The 20,695-nt window shown below is 67.2% G+C and carries 20 protein-coding genes; 11 read left to right on the top strand and 9 right to left on the bottom strand.

The features are described from left to right. Nucleotides 1-76: 76 nt before the first annotated feature. From H8F25_RS09710 to H8F25_RS09700, 3 genes are read right to left on the bottom strand one after another with little or no spacing between them, the layout of a single operon-like run. Entirely contained in the window at nucleotides 77-1,021 is a 945-nt protein-coding gene (locus H8F25_RS09710) for a transglutaminase family protein (RefSeq protein ID WP_197210245.1), read from the bottom strand. Between the two features lie 3 nt (nucleotides 1,022-1,024). After that, entirely contained in the window at nucleotides 1,025-2,017 is a 993-nt protein-coding gene (locus tag H8F25_RS09705) for an alpha-E domain-containing protein (protein ID WP_197210244.1), read from the bottom strand. Then, the gene (locus H8F25_RS09700) at nucleotides 2,011-3,522 is read right to left on the bottom strand and encodes a circularly permuted type 2 ATP-grasp protein (protein WP_197210243.1); all 1,512 of its coding nucleotides are present in this window, start codon (nucleotides 3,520-3,522) and stop codon (nucleotides 2,011-2,013) included. Before H8F25_RS09700 ends, H8F25_RS09705 begins: the two co-directional genes overlap by 7 nt. A 181-nt stretch (nucleotides 3,523-3,703) precedes the next feature. Between H8F25_RS09700 and H8F25_RS09695 the strand changes: the two genes are divergently transcribed. Beyond that, entirely contained in the window at nucleotides 3,704-4,258 is a 555-nt protein-coding gene (locus H8F25_RS09695) for a PilZ domain-containing protein (protein ID WP_197210242.1), read from the top strand. A 69-nt stretch (nucleotides 4,259-4,327) separates the two neighbouring features. Here H8F25_RS09695 and ureC read toward each other — a convergent pair whose 3' ends face one another. The 4 genes from ureC to H8F25_RS09675 all read right to left on the bottom strand — a co-directional run bounded on the left by ureC (nucleotide 4,328) and on the right by H8F25_RS09675 (nucleotide 8,142). Next, on the bottom strand, nucleotides 4,328-6,040 hold the full coding sequence (gene ureC / locus H8F25_RS09690) for an urease subunit alpha (protein WP_197210241.1): 1,713 nt from the start codon (nucleotides 6,038-6,040) through the stop codon (nucleotides 4,328-4,330). 90 nt (nucleotides 6,041-6,130) lie between these two features. Then, nucleotides 6,131-6,448, bottom strand: a complete 318-nt coding sequence (locus H8F25_RS09685) for an urease subunit beta (protein WP_197210240.1) — start codon at nucleotides 6,446-6,448, stop codon at nucleotides 6,131-6,133. Between the two features lie 129 nt (nucleotides 6,449-6,577). Beyond that, nucleotides 6,578-6,880 carry an urease subunit gamma gene (locus H8F25_RS09680; RefSeq protein ID WP_197210239.1) on the bottom strand — a complete coding sequence of 101 codons (303 nt, stop codon included), beginning with the start codon at nucleotides 6,878-6,880 and terminating at the stop codon, nucleotides 6,578-6,580. 278 nt (nucleotides 6,881-7,158) lie between these two features. Next, nucleotides 7,159-8,142 (bottom strand): urease accessory protein UreD, encoded by a 984-nt coding sequence (locus tag H8F25_RS09675; RefSeq protein WP_197210238.1) that lies wholly within the window; start codon nucleotides 8,140-8,142, stop codon nucleotides 7,159-7,161. A 68-nt stretch (nucleotides 8,143-8,210) separates the two neighbouring features. Between H8F25_RS09675 and ureE the strand changes: the two genes are divergently transcribed. The 10 genes from ureE (at nucleotide 8,211) to H8F25_RS09625 (ending at nucleotide 17,478) form a co-directional block, all read left to right on the top strand. Continuing rightward, nucleotides 8,211-8,834 (top strand): urease accessory protein UreE, encoded by a 624-nt coding sequence (gene ureE, locus H8F25_RS09670; RefSeq protein WP_197210237.1) that lies wholly within the window; start codon nucleotides 8,211-8,213, stop codon nucleotides 8,832-8,834. A gap of 270 nt (nucleotides 8,835-9,104) precedes the next feature. Continuing rightward, entirely contained in the window at nucleotides 9,105-9,803 is a 699-nt protein-coding gene (locus tag H8F25_RS09665) for an urease accessory protein UreF (protein WP_231596742.1), read from the top strand. A gap of 108 nt (nucleotides 9,804-9,911) precedes the next feature. Further along, a complete protein-coding gene (gene ureG / locus H8F25_RS09660) occupies nucleotides 9,912-10,529 on the top strand; it encodes an urease accessory protein UreG (RefSeq protein WP_197210235.1) in 618 nt (205 codons plus the stop codon). Between the two features lie 223 nt (nucleotides 10,530-10,752). Beyond that, nucleotides 10,753-12,033, top strand: a complete 1,281-nt coding sequence (gene urtA, locus H8F25_RS09655; RefSeq protein ID WP_197213684.1) for an urea ABC transporter substrate-binding protein — start codon at nucleotides 10,753-10,755, stop codon at nucleotides 12,031-12,033. A gap of 124 nt (nucleotides 12,034-12,157) precedes the next feature. Further along, complete coding sequence (locus H8F25_RS09650; RefSeq protein ID WP_197210234.1) at nucleotides 12,158-13,315, top strand: urea ABC transporter permease subunit UrtB; 1,158 nt, start codon at nucleotides 12,158-12,160, stop codon at nucleotides 13,313-13,315. A 3-nt stretch (nucleotides 13,316-13,318) separates the two neighbouring features. Further along, on the top strand, nucleotides 13,319-14,512 hold the full coding sequence (gene urtC, locus H8F25_RS09645; RefSeq protein ID WP_197210233.1) for an urea ABC transporter permease subunit UrtC: 1,194 nt from the start codon (nucleotides 13,319-13,321) through the stop codon (nucleotides 14,510-14,512). After that, nucleotides 14,509-15,276 carry an urea ABC transporter ATP-binding protein UrtD gene (gene urtD / locus H8F25_RS09640; RefSeq protein ID WP_197210232.1) on the top strand — a complete coding sequence of 256 codons (768 nt, stop codon included), beginning with the start codon at nucleotides 14,509-14,511 and terminating at the stop codon, nucleotides 15,274-15,276. The genes urtC and urtD overlap by 4 nt, the downstream gene beginning before the upstream one ends. 153 nt (nucleotides 15,277-15,429) lie before the next feature. Further along, nucleotides 15,430-16,188: an urea ABC transporter ATP-binding subunit UrtE gene (gene urtE / locus H8F25_RS09635; RefSeq protein ID WP_197210231.1), complete on the top strand. Its 759-nt coding sequence runs from the start codon at nucleotides 15,430-15,432 to the stop codon at nucleotides 16,186-16,188. 212 nt (nucleotides 16,189-16,400) lie between these two features. After that, nucleotides 16,401-16,910 carry a hypothetical protein gene (locus tag H8F25_RS09630; protein ID WP_231596741.1) on the top strand — a complete coding sequence of 170 codons (510 nt, stop codon included), beginning with the start codon at nucleotides 16,401-16,403 and terminating at the stop codon, nucleotides 16,908-16,910. Nucleotides 16,911-16,980: 70 nt separating this feature from the next. Next, nucleotides 16,981-17,478, top strand: coding sequence for a hypothetical protein (locus H8F25_RS09625; RefSeq protein ID WP_231596740.1), 498 nt, complete (start codon nucleotides 16,981-16,983; stop codon nucleotides 17,476-17,478). Between the two features lie 107 nt (nucleotides 17,479-17,585). Here the strand turns inward: H8F25_RS09625 and H8F25_RS09620 are convergent, their stop codons facing one another. Further along, complete coding sequence (locus H8F25_RS09620; RefSeq protein WP_197210230.1) at nucleotides 17,586-18,434, bottom strand: aminotransferase class IV; 849 nt, start codon at nucleotides 18,432-18,434, stop codon at nucleotides 17,586-17,588. 270 nt (nucleotides 18,435-18,704) lie between these two features. Beyond that, on the bottom strand, nucleotides 18,705-20,516 hold the full coding sequence (locus tag H8F25_RS09615) for a S9 family peptidase (protein ID WP_197210229.1): 1,812 nt from the start codon (nucleotides 20,514-20,516) through the stop codon (nucleotides 18,705-18,707). Between the last annotated feature and the right edge of the window lie 179 nt (nucleotides 20,517-20,695).

Genomic DNA, 20,695 nt, shown 5'->3' with positions numbered 1-20,695 from the left:
ATGGGAAGGAAAGTGGGAACCGGTCTGATCGGCGGCAGGGGCTGAGCGCTGCAGGATCCGCTACAGGATCCGAGTCTTAAGGGAGGTTTCCGGAGACGGCCACCGCCTGCGGAACCGAGCCGACACTGTTGAAGGGGAGCGATCCGACGCCTGCATCGAGGTCGCCGTCGAGCACCTCCGCCTCGATGCTCCACTCCAGCTCGCTCTCCACCCGCTCGCTGCCCGAGAAACTGCCGTTCACGGCGGCGGTGAGCAGCGGTTTGGAGGAGGTGGCCAGGGTGATGTAGCGATCATCGATGGCGCCGCGGCCGCTGGGATCGAAGCCACGCCAGCCCGCCCCCTGCAGATACACCTCGGCCCAGGCATGCAGGTCGTAACGCTCGGGCTTCGGCTCCACCAGGTGGTAGCCGCTGACGAAGCGGGCCGGCAGCCCGACGCAGCGGCAGGCCTCGATCATCAGCATCGCCAGATCCCGGCAGGAGCCCACGCGCTCCTTGAGGGTGCGGCCCGCCGGCCAGGCAGGGCCGACATGGCGCTGCGTGTATTTGACCCGGTCCTGGATGATCTCGACGAGCTGCTGCAGGAACATCAGGGCCCGCTGATCGCTGCCCATCAGCGCCTCCTGGGCCAGATCGACCGCCGCCGGATCGTGCTGGCCATTGGGCAGCCAGCCCTGCAGGGAGCCGGCGAGGTCGCTGTTGAGCTGGCCCACCGGATAGGGGAGGGCCGGTTCCCGATCCTCCAGGCACTGGAGCAGATCGGGCGGCCACTGGGTCTCCACCTCGCTGATGGCGCGCACCTCGAAGTGGTCGGTGCTGCCGAAGAAGCGGGCCCGCAGGATCTCATCACCGCTGGCGGCGACGAGCGGATAGAGCCAGGAGGGCTGGGGGCTGATCGTCAGCCGGAAGTCGAGCAGGCGCTGAAAACCATGACCGCGGGGCTTGAGGCAGAAGCGATGCGGCCCCAGCAGCACCGGCGTGCTGTAGCGATAGGTGAGGGTGTGTTGAACGCGAGCGCGCATGGCCTAGGACCGGGAAAGCTGGAGACTGACGGCGACGCGGGGTGTGGGGGCCGCGGGGCTGGCAGCGATGAAATAGCGCTGCTCGATCAGGTCATGCAGGCGGTTGAGATCCTGCTGCAGGATGTCGATCGCCTCGTGCAGACCGGTGGCGATCAGCTCCTCGATGCGGGTGTAGCTCCAGCGTGCCAGCACCAGGCCCATCAGGCATTCCAGGTCGTCCGGGCAACCCGGCACCGAGCTGCCGCGGATGATGCGCAGCGTCTCGCTGATCCGCTCGAGGCAGTAGCGCACGGAGCGGGGGAAGATCGGATCGAGCAGAAGGAAGGCTGCCACCGGCTCGGGAGCGATCGCCCGCTGCTGCGACTGGCGGAACATCTGATAGGCACCGGCGGTGCGCAGCAGGGCGATCCACTGCAGTTCATCGAGCACGCCGCCCACCTCCTCGGGGCTGGGCAGCAGCAGGAAGTACTTCACGTCGAGGATGCGGGTCGTCTTGTCGGCCCGCTCCAGCAGCCGCCCGAGCCGGCTGAACTGCCAGGAGAGATCGCGGCTGAGGGTGGCATCGGTGATGCCGTAGAAGAGCTGGCAGGCGCGCCGGATCTCGCGCAGCTGCTCCTGGGGCGGCTGATGCCAGAAGCTGTCCTCCTGCAGGTTCCAGTAGACGGCGTTGATCTGCTCCCACATCTCGGTGGTGATCACATCGCGGATCTGGCGAGCGTTCTCGCGGGCGATGGCGATGCAGTTGACGACACTGCTGGGGTTGCGCTCATCGCGCACCAGAAACTGCACCACATCCTCAGGAGTGCCCCGGGGGCAGAGGCGATCGAACAGCTCCCGGTCGCCGCTGGCATCGATCAGCGGCAGCCAGGGTTCGGCACTGCCGGGCGGGCAGTCGAGCGCCATCGCCTCGCTCACCTCGACGAAGCGGGAGATGTTCTCGGCGCGCTCGAGATAGCGATTGATCCAGTAGAGCGAATCGGCGACGCGGCTCAGCATGAGGACACCTCCAGGCCGAAGGCCCCGGCAGCGGAGCTCTGGCTCTGGCCGGCTGGATCACGACCCGGTTCGCTGCGATCATCGATGATCCAGGTGTCCTTGCAGCCGCCTCCCTGGGAGGAGTTCACCACCAGCGAGCCGCGCCGCAGCGCCACCCGCGTCAGCCCTCCGGGGGTGACCCAGGCCCCCTTGCCCCGCAGCACATAGGGGCGCAGATCGACATGGCAGGGATAGATCTCTCCTTCACTCAGCGAGGGAACGGTGGAGAGCTCCAGCGTCGGCTGAGCGATGTAGTTGCGCGGATCGGCCTCGATCTTGGCGGCGAATTCACTGATCTGCTCGCGGCTGGCGTGGGGGCCGATGAGCATGCCGTAACCGCCGGCTTCAGCCACGGCCTTCACCACCAGATTGGGCAGATTCTCGAGCACATAGGCGCGATCATCCGGGCGGGAGCAGAGGTAGGTGGGCACGTTCTCGATGATCGGCTCCTCATCGAGGTAATAGCGGATCATCTGCGGCACATAGGCATAGATGAGCTTGTCGTCGGCCACGCCGGTGCCGGGCGCATTCGCGATCGCCACCCGACCGGCCCGCAGGCAGGACATCAGCCCGCGCACCCCGAGCAGTGAATCCGAGCGGAACACATCAGGGTCGAGGAAGTCATCGTCGATGCGGCGGTAGATGACATCCACCGGCTCCAGGCCGCTGGTGCTGCGGATCCACACCCGATCCCCCTCACAGACCAGATCGCGACCCTCCACCAGGGGGATGCCCATCTGCTGGGCCAGGTAGCTGTGCTCGAAGTAGGCGCTGTTGAACACCCCCGGCGTGAGCAGCACCACCTTCGGTGTGTCGGTCCAGGGGGCGAGTTCGCGCAGGGTCTGCAGCAGCTGCGAGGCGTAGTTGTCGATCGGCTGCACGGTGCGGCCGGCGAACAGGCTGGGGAAGATGCGCTTCATCACCCGCCGGTTCTCGAGGAAATAGGCCACCCCCGAGGGGCAGCGCAGGTTGTCCTCCAGCACCCGCCAGGTGCCCTCACCATCGCGCACCAGATCCAGTCCGGAGATGTGGCACCAGCGCCCCAGCGGCGGCGTCACTCCCTGCATCTGGGGTCGCCAGCCGTGGGAGCTCTCGACGTCCTCGCGGGGCACGACGCCATCGGCCATGATCCGCCCCTCGCCGTAGACATCGGCCAGAAACCGGTCGATGGCCTCCAGGCGCTGGATCAGCCCCTTCTCCAACCGTTGCCACTCCGCTGCACCGATCAGGCGTGGCAGGGGGTCGAAGGGAAGAATCCGCTCCACTCCCTTGCTGCCGGAGTCATTGAGCCGGAAGGTGGCCCCCAGCCGCTTGAGCAGCATGGCGGCGGCAGCGTGGTTCTGGTTGAGCTGGGCGAGGCCCATCTGCCCGAGCGAGGAGAGCAGGGGACGCAGCGAGGCGCGGGGCTGATCGACGGAGCTGAAGTACTCGTCGTACCCGTGGTTGGGCCGATAATGCGTGAACATGAACGGGCTGCCGTTGGCGCGATCCTGCAGCGCGGCAGCGGCCCGCCCGGTGCCTGTTGCTACAGGTTGAGGGCGTCAGGCCAGGGCCGATCGGAGCTCAGGTCACAGGCCGCCCCTCTGATCGGGCAACGACGAGCTCACCGGCCAGAATCGGGGCACAATGGGGGCAGTGGGAGCAGTCATGGTCGAGCCCCAGCCCAGCAGCGGCGACGCCGAAGCCAGGGCCTGGCTGGCGGGGCGTCTCGACGCGAATCCGGAGCCGCCGTCATCCGCGGATTCCCCGCCCCAGACGGCGCCCCCGGCGGCCAGCGATCCCTGTGTGCTGCTGGCGCCCCCCGACCGCGGCGAATGGCTGGGACAGGAGCACCGGCGGCTGGAGCGCTACCCGGTGCAGGCCAGCCGCCCGATCGCCCTGCGCCTGCTTGATGCCGGCGGCCAGCCACAGGGGCGCTGGTTCCTGGCCGACATCCTCGACATCAGCCGCGGCGGCCTCTGCCTGATGGTGTCCGGCCCCATGCAGCTGCCTGCCGAGCAGCATCTGCAGATGGATGTGCGCTGCCACCCCGACTTCGGCCAGCTGCGGCTGGAGAGCGTGATGCGCTGGTGCCGCAGCTCGATAGCGTTCACGACCCTGGGCCTGGCCTTCCTGGAGCTGCTGCCCCGGGTGCCGCGGCTGGAGCTGGAGCGCCGCACCGTGCGCCGCGACCCCAACACGGAAACCTGGGCCAACGAATGACGGCCCGGGCGACCCGGCCCGAGGCCAGGACTCTCAACGCCCCGCCTGATCTCACCCGGACCTTGGCACTCAGAGCAGGAAATAGCGCTGCGCCATCGGCAGCACCTCCGCCGGTTCGCAGGTGAGCAGCTCGCCGTCGGCGAACACCTCGTAGGTCTGGGGGTCGACCTCCACCCGGGGTAGGGCGCTGTTGTTCTTCATGCTGGCCTTGCCGATGCCGCCGCGGGTGTTGACCACCGGCACACAGGGGCGCTTCAGGCCCAGCTGGCGCGGCAGATCCTCCTCGAGGGCCGCCTGGCTGACGAAGGTGAGACAGCTGGGGGCCAGGGCGGCGCCGAAGGCGGCGAACATCGGCCGGCCATGGACCGGCCCCGGGGTGGGAATCGAGGCGTTGGCATCGCCCATCTGCGCCCACACGATCGAACCGCCCTTGAGCACCAGTTCGGGCTTGACCCCGAAGAAGCCCGGCTTCCACAGCACCAGGTCGGCCAGCTTGCCCACCTCGATCGAGCCCACCTGGCTGTCGATGCCATGCACGATCGCCGGGTTGATCGTCACCTTGGCGATGTAGCGCTTCAGGCGGGTGTTGTCGTTGCGGCTGGAATCCTCCGCCAGGGGGCCGCGCTGCACCTTCATCTTGTGGGCGGTCTGGAAGGTGCGGGTGATCACCTCACCCACCCTCCCCATGGCCTGGGAATCGCTGGCGATCAGCGAGAAGGCGCCGATGTCATGGAGGATGTCCTCGGCGGCGATCGTCTCGCGGCGGATGCGCGATTCGGCGAAGGCCACGTCCTCCGGAATGCGGGGATCGAGGTGATGGCACACCATCAGCATGTCGAGGTGCTCCTCGAGCGTGTTGCGGGTGTAAGGGCGCGTCGGATTGGTGCTGCTCGGCAGCACATTGGCCTCACCGCAGACGCGGATGATGTCCGGGGCATGGCCGCCGCCGGCGCCTTCGGTGTGGAAGGTGTGGATGGTGCGGCCGCCGATGGCGCGGATCGTGTCCTCGACGAAGCCCGCCTCGTTGAGCGTGTCGGTGTGGATCGCCACCTGGATGTCGAAGCGATCCGCCACCGACAGGCAGCAGTCGATCGCGGCGGGGGTCGTGCCCCAGTCTTCGTGGAGCTTGAGGGTGATCGCCCCGGCGCGGATCTGTTCCTCGAGCGCCTCGGGGGTGCTGGCGTTCCCTTTGCCGAAGAAGCCCAGGTTCACCGGCAGGCCCTCGGCCGCCTGCAGCATGCGGGCCATGTGGAAGGCCCCGGGGGTGCAGGTGGTGGCGTTGGAGCCCGTGGCCGGACCGGTGCCGCCGCCGAGCATGGTGGTGACCCCGCTGGCCAGCGCCGTCTCCACCTGCTGCGGGCAGATGAAGTGAATGTGGGTGTCGATGCCGCCGGCGGTGACGATGTGCCCCTCACCGGCGATCGCCTCGGTGCCGGGCCCCACAACGATGGTGACGCCGTCCTGGATGTCGGGGTTGCCGGCCTTGCCGATCGCCACGATGCGGCCGTCCTTCAGACCGATGTCGGCCTTGACGATCCCCCACCAGTCGAGGATCAGGGCATTGGTGATCACCGTGTCCACGGCGCCCTGGCTGCGGGGCGTCTGGGCCTGGCCCATGCCGTCGCGGATCACCTTGCCGCCGCCGAACTTCACCTCATCGCCGTAGGTGGTGAAGTCCTTCTCCACCTCCAGGATCAGCTCCGTGTCGGCCAGGCGCAGCCGGTCGCCGGTGGTGGGGCCGTAGGTCTCGGCGTAGGCGCGGCGGCTGATGCGGTAGGGCATGGCGGGTGCGTGCGGAGCAGGAGCCTGGGGATGAAGCGGATGGGAGGGAACGGCGGAGCGGGCATCGGGCACATTCGACCCGCACGGAACTCAGTCGAGCGGGCCGTTCACCAGGCCGTTGAAGCCGAACACGCGACGATCGCCCGCGTAGGGCACCAGGCGCACCTCACGGCTGTCGCCGGGCTCGAAACGGATGGCGGTGCCGGCCGGGATGTCGAGCCGCAGGCCCCGCGCCGCGTCGCGATCGAAGCGCAGGGCGTCGTTGGCTTCGTGGAAGTGGAAGTGGGAGCCCACCTGCACCGGCCGGTCGCCGCTGTTGGCCACCGTCAGCACCGTGACAGGCCGGCCGGCGTTGAGCTCGAGCTCGCCGGGTTCCGGAAGCAGTTCGCCGGGGATCAGGGGAGGCATCGGTGGCGGGGGTGAGGGGGGACGGACAGGGGACGTGAGCGTGGGGAGAGGCAGAACCGGGCCGGGAGGGGAGAGGGTCCTGCCGCCGGGGAAGCGACGGCGCTGCTGCTGCATCGCGATGGCAGCCGCTCAGCGGATCGGATCGTGCAGGGTCACGAGCTTGGTGCCGTCGGGGAAGACCGCTTCGATCTGCACCTCGGGGATCAGCTCGGGAACGCCCTCCATCACCTGATCGCGCCGCAGCCAGGTGGTGCCCTCGGCCATCAGCTCGGCGACGCTGCGACCGTCACGGGCCCCCTCCAGCACCAGAAAGCTGAGCCAGGCGACGGCCTCGGGATGGTTCAGCTTCAGACCCCGGTTGAGACGGCGCTCCGCCAGAAGGGCGGCGGTGACGATCAGGAGCTTGTCCTTTTCCTGAGGGGTCAGATGCATCGGAGCAGGGCTTCAGGGGCGCGTGGCTTCAGGAGGGAGACTGCAGGAGGGGAGCCCGGCCGCGATCGCAGGGGGACGGGCGGGGTCAGGGCCATGGATCACGGCGACGACGGAACCGCAGCGCGCCCGCGGCCGCCGGGGGCCGAAACGCGGTGCCCTCACTCTGGCAGCGTCTCCCGGTTCTGCCCGTTCGGGGAGAGCCATTCCTATCGGAGCGCCGCTCCGATGGCCACCGGCCGTGAGAACGGGCCGCACCCTGCCGCAACAAGCGACTCTGGTCAGGGATGCCCCCCGCCTGAAGCCTGCCGCTCCGCCGCAGGCGGCTGAAGCACCAGGGGCTCCTCCTGAAAGGGCCAGCAGCGCGGCAGCTCCGGAGCGCTCAGACCCCGAGCGCTCCGGATGGCGGCCCAGAGCCGGGTGAACCAGGTGCGAGCGGCGGTGGTGGAGGGGCCGCGGTAGCGGGCCACCACCCCCTGATCCAGCCCGCCGCACTCCATCTCTCCCACGAGGCCGACGCGGGCCCGCCGCCCCTCGGCGAGCAGCTCCGCCAGTGCTCCTGCCGCCAGCGGCTGCGGCGCCGCCCACACCAACGAACCGAACACCGGCTCGCCCCCCATGCCGTGCCCATCCCGCAGGGCGGCATCGGCCAGCTCGAGCCGGTCCACCAGCTCCCAGCGAGGCCCATCAGGGCCAGGGCGCACCACCTCCAGAGCGGAGCGCCAGCGCCCCTCACCGAGCTGCTCCCCGGCGGCGGTGCGTCCGAGCCGCACCACCTCGGCCCCCAGCCAGCTGGCGCCGGGTGCCAGCTCCACCCGCAGCCGCTGGCTGTACAGACCATCGGCATAGAGCACCAGCTCCTGGGGCAACCACTCGAGATCGGCCCCTTCCGCCAGGGTCATCCGTACGTCCTGGGCCGCCCAGAGGCCGGCGGGCGCCCGGTGGCTGCGGCCGATGCTGCCGTACACCTTCTGGGCGGCGACGCTGGTGAGCAGGGCGCTGCTGCCCGGGGCCAGCTCCACCTCGAGGCTGAGCCGGTCGCCGCCCACCAGGCCGCCGGCGGTGTGCAGGATCGGCAGTTCACAGCGGCCGCCGGCGCGTCGGAAACCGCGCTGCAGGCGCAGGGGCGCCGTGCTGCCGCCCTGATGCACGGTGCCCTCGGCGCCTGCCTCGAAGCGCAGCCACAGACGACCGTGCCAGGGGGCCTGGGCCGCGGTCGGGACGGACGGGACAGGCCCGGATCCAGAGGGGGCGGACAGCGTCATCGTCGGTGCAGCTCCGGTCCCGGCGACCGTGACACAGTGACCCCCGCCTCCGCCGTGCCGACGCCACCATGTCCGAGCCGCTGCTGCTCAGCCGCCGCCTGGCACCGGCACCGGAGACCGCCCGGGCCGATGGGGATGCGGGGGCAACCACGGCTCCACTGCTGGTGCTTGCCCTGAGCGCCGACGAACGTCAGCGCCTGCGCGGCCACTGCCGCAGCGCCTGCGGCCGCGATCTGCTGCTGCAGCTGCCACGGGAGGGCGGCCCCCTCCAACCGCAGGAGCGGCTGGCCGACGACGACGGCGTGCCGTGGGTGCGCGTCGAGGCGGCCCCTGAGGAGCTGCTGGTCGCCCGCAGCGACGATCCCTTCACGCTGCTGCGGGCCGCTTATCACCTCGGCAATCGCCATGTGGCCCTGGAGCTGCGCAGCGGCGAACTGCGCCTGCTGCAGGATCCGGTGCTGGCGGAGCTGCTGCGGGGCCTGGGGGTCTCCCTGGAGGCGATCACCGCTCCGTTCGCCCCGGAGAGCGGCGCCTACACCTCCAGCCACAGCCATCACCATGGGCCCACCCCTCGCGACGAGCCAGGCCCCGACCACGACGCCTCGCCCGGTGGCCCGGCCCGGCACGCCAGCCATGCAGCCGGAACCAGGAAGGGGGATCCGGGAGAGCACCACCACCCGCACCGGCACTGAGCCCAGCTGAGATTGGGCGCCGATCGGCCCGCCCCCTCCCCCACCGAGCCGCCGAGGTCCACACACAGCATGGTGAGCGAATCCACGCCCGCTGACGAAGCATCCCGCTCTGACCGCGCCGCCCCGACCGGCGGAGATCCCCATGGCGGCTCGGTCAGCGACGGCAGGACGACACACGCGGGTGCCAACCGCGAAGCACCGGCCCGGCACGCAACGGATCGGACAGACGGGCTGGCGGCAGGCAGTGCACGCCTGCGCCTTTACCAACTGGTGAGCCCGGCCCTGCCGGTGGGGGCGTTCAGCTACTCCGAAGGGCTGGAGGTGCTGGTGCAGAGCGGCCGGCTCGGCAATGCGGCCGCCGTCGAAAGCTGGCTGGAGGCCGAACTGCAGCGGGGGGCACTGCGCCTGGAGGCGGCGGCCCTGCCATCGCTGATGGCGCTGCTGCGCGACTGGCAGGAACGGGCCGGGCGTGGCGACAGCGCAGCGGAGACCGCGCGGCAACGGCTGGTCGAGCGCGATGGCTGGCTGCTGGCCCAGCGGGAGGCTGCCGAGGTGCGGGCCCAGCAGCGCCAGATGGGGGGCTCGCTGCTGCAGCTGCTCGCCGATCTGGGCTGGCCGCTTCCCGGTGCCGCAGCTCTGGCCACGCCAGCCTGCTTCGCCTGGCCAACTGGATTGGCCTGGCCAACAGCCTTCGCCTGGGCCGGACACTGTCTGGCGGTGCCCGCCGAAGCGCTGGTGGAGGCCTACCTCTACGGCTGGGTGTCCAACCAGCTGAGCGCCGCCGTGCGGCTGGTGCCGCTCGGGCCCACCGAAGCCCAGCGTCTGCAGCTGCGGCTGGGGCCACGCATCGCCGCCCAGGCCGCTCACCTGGCGACCTCGGATCCGGAGACGCTCTGGAACGGGGGGGTGGGCGCCGGACTGGCCCAGCTGGGCCACAGCGGGCTCTATTCGCGTCTGTTCCGCAGCTGAAGGTCTGAGCCGCCGCCAGAGACCTCCGTGGAAGGAGGAACCTCCCTGGCGTCCAGATCCCTGCTCCCTAGCCTGCAGCGCAGGGATCAGCCGGGAGGATCGGCCGCCATGAGCAAGCTGCGGGTGGGAGTGGCCGGGCCGGTGGGATCAGGCAAGACGGCCCTGGTGGAAGCGCTGTGCCGGCGGTTGCGTGACCGCCTCCAGCTGGCGGTGGTCACCAATGACATCTACACGCAGGAGGACGCCCAGTTCCTGACACGCGTCGGCGCCCTGGAACCGGAGCGCATCCGCGGTGTCGAGACGGGCGGCTGCCCCCACACCGCCATCCGCGAGGACTGCTCGATCAACCGGGCGGCGGTTGCGGAGCTGGAGGCGGCATTCCCTGGGCTCGACCTGGTGCTGGTGGAGAGCGGCGGCGACAACCTGGCCGCCAGCTTCAGTCCGGAACTGGTCGATCTGTGCATCTATGTGATCGATGTGGCCGGCGGCGACAAGATCCCACGCAAGGGGGGGCCCGGGATCACCCGATCGGATCTGCTGGTGATCAACAAGATCGATCTGGCGCCTCTGGTGGGTGCCAGCCTGCAGGTGATGGAGGAAGACACCGAACGGATGCGCAACGGGCGGCCGTGGTGTTTCACCAACCTCCGCAGCGGCGAAGGCCTGGGGAGCGTGGAATCCTTTCTGTTGCGACAGCTACCAAAAGGCAAAGACGGGGCTTTTTAGAAGACCGAGACGGGCGTTGTGGGTGCGCCAATCGAAACAGTCACGGAAACGGTTGCAACCGTTACCAAGCCTGTGTATCGCCGCTCACTACCTTGCCTTGAAACCGTCAGGAAGCCACATGCACCGCACCCCCGCGGGCTGGGATCGCAACCTGACGGCATCACTTTCCAGGAGCCTGTCCATGCAGCCAGCAGCGAAGCGGATCCCCAGCCTGCGCACCACCATGCGATTGATCGGTGGTGCCACCGCGGTCGCCACCTCCATCAGCCTGATCGCATGCGGCGGCGGTGGCGGCGACACTGCCGGCGGCGGTGGTTCCGAGGGATTTGATGGTGAAGTGAAGGTGGGCATCCTTCACTCCCGCTCCGGCACGATGGCCATCTCCGAGAACACGGTGGCCGAAGCCGAGCTGATGGCCATTGAGGAGATCAACAAGGCCGGTGGCATCAAGATCGACGGCAAGAAGCTGAAGATCGTGCCGATCGAAGAAGATGGTGCTTCCGATTGGCCCACCTTCGCCGAGAAAGCCAAGAAACTGATCGATCAGGACAAGGTCGCCGTCGTCTTCGGCGGCTGGACCTCGGCCAGCCGCAAGGCGATGCTGCCGGTGTTCGAAGCCAAGGATCACTTCCTCTTCTACCCGATCCAGTACGAAGGCCAGGAGTGCTCGAAGAACATCTTCTACAGCGGCGCCACCCCGAACCAGCAGGCTGAGCCGGCGGTGTCCTGGCTGCTGAAGAACAAGGGCAAGGACTTCTTCCTGGTGGGCTCGGACTACGTCTATCCGCGCACCGCCAACACGATCATCAAGGAGCAGCTGAAGGCAGAGGGTGGCAACCTCGTCGGCGAGGATTACCTGCCCCTGGGCAACACCGAGGTCGCTCCGATCATCGCCAAGATCAAACAGGCCCTGCCCAAGGGTGGCGTGATCGTCAACACCCTGAACGGGGATAGCAACGTAGCCTTCTTCAAGCAGCTCAAGGCCGCGGGCATCACCCCCGCCAATGGCTACGCGATCATGAGCTTCTCGATCGCCGAGGAGGAAGTGGCGGCCATCGGCCCCGAATACCTCGAGGGAACGTTCGCCGCCTGGAACTTCTTCCAGAGCCTCGACACACCGGCCTCCAAGAAGTTCACCGCCGACTTCAAGGCCAAGTATGGCGAGAACCGCGTCACCAATGACCCGGCCGAATCCGCCTACAACATGGTGTATCTGTGGGCCAAGGGTGCCGAGAAGGCCAACAGCATCGACGACAACGATGTGCGCAAGGCCCTGATCGGCGTCACCTTCGATGCCCCCCAGGGCAAGATCGAGGTGCAGCCCAACCACCACACCACCGAGCTGGTGATGATCGGCGAAGTGCAGAAGGACGGCATGTTCAAGATCATCGAGAACCAGGGTGTCGTCAAGCCGCTGGCCTGGAACCAGTTCGTGCCTGAGACCAAGGGCTACACCTGCGACTGGACCCAGGATCGCCCCGACGCCGGCAAGTTCAAGATGTGATCGGAGCACCGCCATGGTGCCTGTAGGGGAGGAGCGGTGTTCCTCCCCTTTTTCTTTGATCCCCCGGCTTTCTGACCATCGCGATGCGGATTCCGTTCGCCTCTCCCTTGCTCTGCGGAACTCCATGAGCATTCTTCTTGACACACTCTTCAACGGCCTCGCCATCGGATCGGTGCTGATGCTTGCCGCCCTCGGCCTGGCGGTGGTGTTCGGCCTGATGGGCGTCATCAACATGGCCCATGGCGAGCTGATGATGATCGGCGCCTACACCACCTATGTGGTGCAGAACCTGTTCAAGGATGGACCGCTCGAAGCGCTCTTCCCCCTCTACATCCTGCTGTCGATTCCAGCGGCCTTCATCGTCAGCGGCCTGGCGGGCCTGCTGCTGGAGAAGACGGTGATCCGTCGCCTCTACGGCCGGCCGCTGGAAACGCTGCTGGCCACCTGGGGCGTCAGCCTGATCCTGCAGCAGTTCGTCCGCTCCGTCTCCGGCGCCTTCTTCATCGGCCTGCTGCTCGCGGTGGGCCTCGGCCTGCTGTTCCCGCGCTTCACGCCTGCCTCCTGGTGGCAGCGCCGCTGGACGCCGCTGCTCGCGGTCGGACGCTGGATCCTGGCAGGCCTGATCGGCGTGGCCGTGGCAGCGGGCCTGGGAGGCATCCGTGCCCTCGATCAGCCGTGGTTCAGCGCCCGCAACATCGAGGTCACCGCCCCCCAGTGGCTGCGCGGCTCGATTGATCTGCTGGGGGTGAACATGCCCACGGGACGGCTGTTCATCATCGCGCTCACCGCCCTGTCTCTGGTGGCGGTCAACTGGTTCCTGCAGAAGAGCGTCTGGGGCATCCGCATCCGCGCCGTCACCCAGAACCGCCCGATGAGCAACTGCCTGGGCATTCCCACAGAAACCGTCGATGCGCTCACCTTTCTGGTGGGCTCCGGCCTGGCGGGCGTGGCCGGCGTGGCCGTCACCCTGCTCGGCTCGGTGGGCCCGAATCTCGGGGGCAACTACATCGTCGACTGCTTCATGGTGGTGGTGCTCGGCGGCGTGGGCAAGCTGCTCGGCACCGTGGTCGCTGCCCTTGGCATCGGAATCCTGAGCTATGTGATCGGCTCGGGCTCCCTGCTGCTGCTCTGGCCCCAGATGCCGGCGGGTCTGAACGAAACGATCACCTTCTTCGCCACCACCTCGATGGCCAAGGTTCTGGTGTTCGCGATCATCGTGGTCTTCCTGCAGTTCCGTCCCGCGGGCCTGTTCCCGCAGAAGGGTCGCCTGGTGGAGGCCTGAACCATGACGGTTTCCTCCTCAGTGAGCCCCACCGGTTTCCTGCGGCGCGTCTGGCCCTGGATCCTGATCGTGGCGGCGGCGCTGATCGTCCCCTTCCTGATCCCCCCCTTCCGGCTGAACCTGCTGGGCCGCTTCCTCTCCCTGGGCATCGTGGCCCTGGGGGTGGATCTGATCTGGGGCTACACGGGGCTGCTCAGCCTCGGCCAGGGCATCTTCTTCGCCCTGGGCGGCTATGCCATCGGCATGCATCTGTCGCTGAATTCCTTGGAACCGGGCCAGCTCCCCGAGTTCTTCAGCCTCTACGGCGTCAAGGAACTGCCGGCCTTCTGGCAGCCGTTCAATTCACCGCTGCTCACCTTCTTCGCCATCTGGGTGATTCCGGCGCTGGTCGCCGGCGTGCTCGGCTTCCTGGTCTTCCGCAACCGCATCAAGGGGGTCTACTTCTCGATCCTCACCCAGGCGGCCCTGCTGGTGTTCTTCAACTTCTTCAACGGCCAGCAGAAGCTGATCAACGGCACCAACGGTCTCAAGACCGACACCGCCCGCATCTTCGGCGAGCTGGTGGGCAGTGATGCGATGCAGCGCAGCCTCTTCTGGCTGACGGTGCTGGTGGTGATCGGCGCCTGGTTCCTATGCCGCTGGCTCACCCGCGGCCGCTTCGGTGATGCGCTGGTCGCCGTGCGCGATGACGAACCGCGGCTGCGCTTCACGGGCTACAACCCCACCGCCTACAAGACCCTGGTGTTCACGGTGGCCGGTGCCCTGTCGGGCATCAGCGGCGCCCTCTACACCGTGCAGTCCGGCATCGTCAGCCCCCAGTACATGGCGGTGCCCTTCTCGATCGAGATGGTGATCTGGGTGGCGGTCGGCGGTCGAGGCACCCTGATCGGAGCCGTGCTGGGCGCCGTGCTGATCAACTATGCCAAGAGCCTGATCAGCGAGCAGCTTCCCGAAACCTGGCTGTTCATCCAGGGGGGTCTGTTCCTGCTGGTGGTCACCGCCCTGCCCGATGGCGTCGTGGGCTGGTGGCTTCAGGGAGGACCGCGCCACATCCAGGCGATGGTCGGCTGGCCGCCGCTGGCGCCCACCTATCCGGAACTCGATCTCGATCCGGCAGTGCAGGCCGAGAAGCGTCTGCTAGAAGGCCGCGGCCACGAGGCTGCGCCGACCACCCCTGACCACGGAGGCACCCCATGAGCAGCCTGCTCGAGCTGGAGGGCGTGAGCGTCAGCTTTGACGGCTTCTGGGCCCTCAACGACCTCAACCTCAGGCTCACCCCCGGTGAGCTGCGGGCGGTGATCGGCCCCAACGGCGCCGGCAAGACCACCTTCCTTGATGTGATCACCGGCAAGGTGAAACCCACCAAGGGCGACGTGCGCTTTCGCGGCCGCTCGCTGGTGGGCCGCAGCGAACACCAGATCGCCCGTCTCGGCATCGGACGCAAGTTCCAGACGCCGCGCGTCTACCAGAACCTGACGCCACGCCGCAATCTGGAGCTGGCCGTCAAGGGCAGCCATTCGCCCTTCACCCTGCTGTTCGGCAAGCTCAGCCCCGCCCAGCGGGATCGGGTGCAGCAACTGCTGGCGGTGGTGGGCCTCGAGGCCCATGCCGACCAGCTGGCCGGCAGTCTTTCGCACGGTCAGAAGCAGTGGCTGGAGATCGCCATGCTGCTCGCCCAGGATCCCGATCTGCTGCTGGTGGATGAACCGGTGGCAGGCCTCTCCGATGAGGAGACCGAACGCACCGGCGCCCTGCTGCGCAGCCTGGCGGGTGATCACACAGTGCTGGTGATCGAGCACGACATGGACTTCATCCGCAACCTCAACTGCCCGGTCACCGTGCTTCACGAGGGCCATGTGCTCTGCGAGGGAGACATGGCGCAGGTGCAGAGCGATCCGCGCGTGATCGAGGTCTACCTGGGCGCTCCGGATGAGGAGCACGCGGCCGGCAGCTCGCCATGAGCATCTCCCCAGGCATCAGCCACCACCCCTGCGCCGATCAGGACCGCTGGGCCCGGACCCAGCGGCTGAGGGGGACCACACCCCACCCGGCATGACCCAGCGATCACAGCCATCAGGACGCATGGACATGGAGACCACGATCAGGAGCCCGCGATGAGCACCACCGCCCCAGCCCGCACCGTCCACCCCCCTGCCGGGGAGAACGGCCACCTGCTGACCATCCGCGATCTGAACGTCTACTACGGCGAGAGCCACATCCTGCGCAACGTCGATCTCTCGATCGCGCCCGGTCAGATGGCCTGTCTGATCGGCCTCAACGGTGTCGGCAAGACCACCCTGCTCAAGACGATCATCGGCCTGCTGCGCCAGCGCAGCGGCAGCATCAGCCTCGACGGCCAGGAGCTCTCAGCCCTGCCGCCCCACCGCCGCGCCCTCGCCGGCGTCGGCTATGTGCCCCAGGGCCGCGAGATCATCCCCCAGCTGACGGTGAAGGAGAACCTGCTGCTGGGCCTGGAGGCAAGGCCGGGCGGCATCAGCCGCCACCGCCACATCGATCCGCTGGTATTCGAGCTGTTCCCGATCCTCGAGAAGTTCCTGGCCCGGCGCGGCGGCGACCTCTCCGGCGGCCAGCAGCAACAGCTGGCGATCGCCCGGGCCCTGCTCGGCAAGCCGCGGCTGCTGCTGCTCGATGAACCCACCGAAGGCATCCAGCCCTCGGTGGTGCTTGACATCCAGCGGGCCGTGGCGCGCATCCTGCGCGAAACCTCGATCGGCGTGCTGCTGGTGGAGCACCACGCCAGCTTCGTGCGCCAGTCCGACTGGTATTACGCGATGCAGAAGGGAGGCGTGGTCGCCAGTGGCGCCACGGCCGATCTCAGCGGCGAGATGCTGCAGCGCTTCCTCAGCGTCTGAAGCGCGCCGGGGCCGGAGGCGAGTGCGCCATTGCCTGACCACCCCGACGAGGAGCGGTCCCTGGCGGGCCGGACCGGGCCCACGCCACCCCGGCGCCACCGCCTGGGGCGACGTCACAGCCCCTGGCAGCACCACCGACAGCCGGCTCCCGACCGTGGCCCGCATCCGCCGGGATCGCTGAAATGACAGAGCCACGCTTACCCGTTTCCGCGATGCGCCTGACTCACCCTGAGCGCCCCGCCGCAACCGCCCGGCACCGCCGGCTGCCGCCCCTGGCGCTGCTCACCTGCGGCCTGATCAGCCTCAGCCCCGTGCCGGCCTTGGCGGAGACCTGCACCTTCCTCAACCCGGTGGGCGGCAACGGCGTGACGCCGATCGTCACCAAGACGGTCAGCCCCGGCAATCCCCTGCCCTTCGGCCGGCCGAACTGGAACACCGACTTCTACGTCACCCAGCAGTACCGCTATTTCAAGCTGTTCTTCACGGCCAACTCCTCGGTGAGCGCCACCTATCCGATCCAGTCCTATCTGAAGTTCAGTGACGGTTCGAACCTGCAGGTCTACAACAGCAACTTCACCCCCACCCCCGGCACCGGCGGCTCGATCCGCGTCGCCGGCTATCCCGGCAAGATGGTGAACCAGGTGAACATCAAGGTGGGAGCCACCGACAACATGGCCGCCACAGGCTTCACCTACCGCATCTCGGTGCAGGGCTGCAAATGAGCCCTCGAGACCGCTTGTTGACGACCCCCGCCAGCCTGGCTGAGATGCTGGAGGCTGATTCTCGGACCCCATGACCCGCCCCACTCCCAGCCCCCACGCGCCCCGTCGCACCCGCCTGCTGCCCCTGTCGCTGCTGGCCTGCGGGCTGGCGGGCCTGAGCAGCCTGCCGGCCCGCGCCCAGACCTGCCAGTTCCTCTCCCCGGTGGGCGGCAATGGCACCACCAACATTGTCACCAAGACGATCAGCCCCGGCAATCCGCTGGGCCGTCCCAACTGGAACACCGACTTCTACGTCACCCAGCCCTACAGCTTCTTCAAGTTCTTCTTCACCGCCGATTCGTCGGTGAGCGCCACCTATCCGATCCAGGGCTATCTCAAGTTCACCGATGGCTCCAACCTGCAGGTGATCAACGAGAACTTCGCTCCCCAGATGGGCACCGGTCGCCAGTGGGATGCCTCGGCGGTGCCCGGCAAGACGGTGAGCCAGGTGAACTTCAAGGTGGGTGCCAGTAGCAACATGGCCGCCACCGGCTTCACCTACCGCATCTCGGTGCAGGGCTGCAACTGAGCCCAGCGCCGGGCGCCTGACGCTGATCCTGATGCCGCTGCCCCCGCAGGCCCCTCCGGCCACGGGGGCTTTTTTTGCATCGCGTCGGCCCCGACTGGCGGAACATCTCAGAGCAACGCGCGCCAGAACCGTTCCGCGTCCGCAGGCGTCATCGCCTGAAGGAGGAGGCCGTCGCCGGAACGGATCGGGCGGCAGCCCAGGCTGTTGAGCAGCAGCCAGCGATCGCCGGGCTGGGGCGTGGCCTCCAGCCGGGCTTCTGCCACCAGGCCCAGCTCCAGGGCACGGCCGCGCATCACACCGGGCAGACAGCCGCTGGTCAGGGGTGGCGTCAGCCAGTGGCCCTGGCGGCGGACCAGCAGGTTGGCGGTGGTGCCGCAACAGAGGCTGCCATTGGTGCTGAGCAGCAGCGCCTCCTCGGCCCCGGCCTGGCGGGCTTCCTGGCGGGCCTGAATGGCCTGGCCATAGGCGAGGGTCTTGCATCGGCTGAGGCGGCTCTCGGCGTTGCGCCGCTCGTGGCGACTGATGATCACCGTGCAGGGGTCGAAGGCGGGGGTGATCGCAGTGAGCTGCAGCCAGAAGCGATGGCGGGCAGCACGGCCATCGGCGGGCAGCTCGATGCCCCGGCCGTCACTGTCTCCGCGGGTCCAGGTGAGCCGCAGAGCTCCGCTGCCCGCGTGGGCCAGGCCTGCCCGCGCGATGGCCTCTGCAATCAGCGGGGTGAGCCAGAGCTGATCGGGCGGATCGGCCAGCCCCAGCAGGGCGGCGCCCTGGCGCCAGCGCAGCAGGTGCTCCTCCAGCAGCTGGGGGCGCCCCGTTTCCACCAGCACGGTCTCGAACAGGCCATCGGCCAGCTGCAGACCGCGGTCAGTCAGAGGGACGCTGAGCTCCGCCGGAGCGCCCCAGCGGCCATCGACCCAGGCGATGGCTCTGTTGTGCTGTGGCGGTGATGGGCTCATGCCCGAGTCTCCTGCGGGGAATGAAGCGTCCAGCCCGGCTGATGGAGCTCGGCCTGGGAACTGGAGCCGACACCGATGGATGCCATGGACAGGTCACTGACTCCGTCAGCATGCGGCAGCGGCAGCCATGATCCGGTAAGGCGGCCCAACGGTCTGATTGGGCAGGCTGGCCATGGTCGATGACCAGGTCGAGACCTGCCAGCCGCTCACATCATCGATGCGGGCCAGAACGATCCTCGCCGCTTCCTCCCGCCAAGCTGCGAGCAGCAGCTATTTCAAATACCGATCAAACCACTGCAGGACGCTCTCCATCAGCTTGACCGTGTTATTTCGATCTTCGAAGTAGTGACCTTCTCCTTCGAAGAGTATGAGTTCGGTTGGAACCTTGTTCTTTTTCAGCGCTGCATACAGCTCCCGGGCCTGCCCGACTGGCGTTTGCAGGTCGGCAGTGCCTTGGTAGATCAGAGTTGGCGTTGACGCATGCTGGGCTTGATTCACTGGCGATCGCTCGGCATAGAGCCCTGGGTTCTCCTGGGGAGTTCCCTTCAGGAGCGTCGTAAACATTCCGGGTATGATCGTTGTGTTCCAGAATGTTTTCCAGTTCGCTACAACTCCTCCCGCGACAGCGACCTTGAAACGACTCGTTTGCGTGATGGCCCATGGAGTCATGAATCCCCCATAACTGAAACCGCCAATACCAAGGCGCTCGGGATCGGCTATTCCAGACGAAATCAGTGCATCGATTCCGCTCATGATGTCGACATAGTCAACTCCCCCTAAATCGCCAACAATTGCGTCCGCATATTCGGTCCCACCGCCTCTCGATCCTCTTGGGTTTGGCAGAAAGACCGCGTAACCGTGGGAAGCCAGAAACTGTCCCCAGCCGATGTAACCCTCCTGCCAGCCATTCCACCAGGCCCAATAGGGACCGCCATGGATCAGCGTGATCAGCGGCAAGGGCGCTCTGGAAGTCTTCTCGCCTGGCTTGATCAGCATTCCATGGATCACTTCGTTGTCATCCTTGTTCCGCCATGTCACCTCTTCGATCGGAGACAACCTGAGATCTTGTATCTCTGGATTGAGCGCTGTCAGCTTCCGCCCCTCTCCCGATCGACGGAGCCAGAGATCCGCCGGAGACGTGGGTGCCTCTTTAAGATAAAGAAAGTCGCCCTGATCGCTGAAGCTGAATGTTCTGAATGTTGGCGATTCTGAATTCCAGTCCACCGAAGCCCTCGCGAGCAAGGTGGTGGCGCCTGACTTGATATCGATGGACGCAATCATCCCATTATTTCCATCTAGAATCTTGGTTCTCAGCGAGGTTGAATCCGGGGCCCATTCCACCTCAAGAATGTCGCCGCTCTGGCTCATTGGCAGGGCTTTGACCGTGCCGGCCTTGACGTTAAGCAGCATGGGAACAACAGATGCCCTGGTGGCTGATGGCCCGAAGAACAAGACATGTTGTCCGTCTGGAGACCACCGAATCAGAGTGCTGAAGCCCGTGTCGACGGTGAAATCCTTGATGGCGCGTTGTGACGCGATGTCGACAAGAGACAGTGATTTCTTGGCAAACCAACCCTCATGACCTGTTGCCGTATTCCTTAGAACTGCAAGTGTGGATGCATCGGGGCCCCATGAAAAGTCAATGAGGTGTTCACCATCTTTGAGCGCTGGTCTGGCCAATTTCCTGTGGACGTTCACGCTAAACAGTGTGGGCGTCCCTGCACCGGACACCTCGGCGCCTCCCTCCTGCTCAGCCAGGGCGATGAAGGCGATGGTCTGGCTGTCAGGTGCCCAGCGAAAGGCCTGGACTCCATGGCGCAATGTTGTCAGCGGAGTGGGGTTTGAGCCGTCGGCATCCGCAAGGAAGATCTGAGCACTCTCGGCAGCTCCTGGCTCTGCCGATCGCTTGGTGCGCCTGGCCAGGAAGGCCATGCGCCGTCCATCCGGCGACCAGGCCGGCGACCAGGATTCGGCAAGATCCGTGAATGGCTGATTCCATTCCTGATCTTGATCCAGCGCTTTGATCCAGATCGTTCTTCTGGAGAGCCACCGCGGTGATGGCTCCTGATTGGGGGTGTTCAACACGAACGCACCAAACGTTCCCTGTGGCGAGATCTGAGGGTGAGAGGCTTGTCGGACTTTGACAAAATCGACTGGCTCGGCAACCCTCGTCTGCGCCACTGCTGGGGCCGCACTCGAGACCAGGCAGCAGGCAGCTATTGAGATCAACTTGAGAGCGCCGACCAGGAATCGGGCGCGTC

This window comes from Synechococcus sp. CBW1004, assembly GCF_015840715.1.
Classification (GTDB): domain Bacteria; phylum Cyanobacteriota; class Cyanobacteriia; order PCC-6307; family Cyanobiaceae; genus Cyanobium.
Note: the sequence above shows the minus strand (reverse complement) of the source record. Positions and strands in the feature narration are given on the sequence as shown.

Excerpts from the sequence above, each read along its gene's own strand:
- ureE (WP_197210237.1), top strand. The coding sequence starts at position 8,211 with ATGTCCGAGCCGCTGCTGCTCAGCCGCCGCCTGGCACCGGCACCGGAG.
- ureG (WP_197210235.1), top strand. The coding sequence starts at position 9,912 with ATGAGCAAGCTGCGGGTGGGAGTGGCCGGGCCGGTGGGATCAGGCAAG.
- H8F25_RS09630 (WP_231596741.1), top strand. The coding sequence starts at position 16,401 with ATGCGCCTGACTCACCCTGAGCGCCCCGCCGCAACCGCCCGGCACCGC.
- H8F25_RS09705 (WP_197210244.1), bottom strand. The coding sequence starts at position 2,017 with ATGCTGAGCCGCGTCGCCGATTCGCTCTACTGGATCAATCGCTATCTC.
- urtD (WP_197210232.1), top strand. The coding sequence starts at position 14,509 with ATGAGCAGCCTGCTCGAGCTGGAGGGCGTGAGCGTCAGCTTTGACGGC.
- urtE (WP_197210231.1), top strand. The coding sequence starts at position 15,430 with ATGAGCACCACCGCCCCAGCCCGCACCGTCCACCCCCCTGCCGGGGAG.
- H8F25_RS09675 (WP_197210238.1), bottom strand. The coding sequence starts at position 8,142 with ATGACGCTGTCCGCCCCCTCTGGATCCGGGCCTGTCCCGTCCGTCCCG.
- H8F25_RS09685 (WP_197210240.1), bottom strand. The coding sequence starts at position 6,448 with ATGCCTCCCCTGATCCCCGGCGAACTGCTTCCGGAACCCGGCGAGCTC.
- H8F25_RS09695 (WP_197210242.1), top strand. The coding sequence starts at position 3,704 with ATGGTCGAGCCCCAGCCCAGCAGCGGCGACGCCGAAGCCAGGGCCTGG.
- ureC (WP_197210241.1), bottom strand. The coding sequence starts at position 6,040 with ATGCCCTACCGCATCAGCCGCCGCGCCTACGCCGAGACCTACGGCCCC.
- H8F25_RS09625 (WP_231596740.1), top strand. The coding sequence starts at position 16,981 with ATGACCCGCCCCACTCCCAGCCCCCACGCGCCCCGTCGCACCCGCCTG.
- urtC (WP_197210233.1), top strand. The coding sequence starts at position 13,319 with ATGACGGTTTCCTCCTCAGTGAGCCCCACCGGTTTCCTGCGGCGCGTC.
- H8F25_RS09620 (WP_197210230.1), bottom strand. The coding sequence starts at position 18,434 with ATGAGCCCATCACCGCCACAGCACAACAGAGCCATCGCCTGGGTCGAT.
- H8F25_RS09710 (WP_197210245.1), bottom strand. The coding sequence starts at position 1,021 with ATGCGCGCTCGCGTTCAACACACCCTCACCTATCGCTACAGCACGCCG.
- urtA (WP_197213684.1), top strand. The coding sequence starts at position 10,753 with ATGCGATTGATCGGTGGTGCCACCGCGGTCGCCACCTCCATCAGCCTG.
- H8F25_RS09650 (WP_197210234.1), top strand. The coding sequence starts at position 12,158 with ATGAGCATTCTTCTTGACACACTCTTCAACGGCCTCGCCATCGGATCG.
- H8F25_RS09680 (WP_197210239.1), bottom strand. The coding sequence starts at position 6,880 with ATGCATCTGACCCCTCAGGAAAAGGACAAGCTCCTGATCGTCACCGCC.
- H8F25_RS09700 (WP_197210243.1), bottom strand. The coding sequence starts at position 3,522 with ATGTTCACGCATTATCGGCCCAACCACGGGTACGACGAGTACTTCAGC.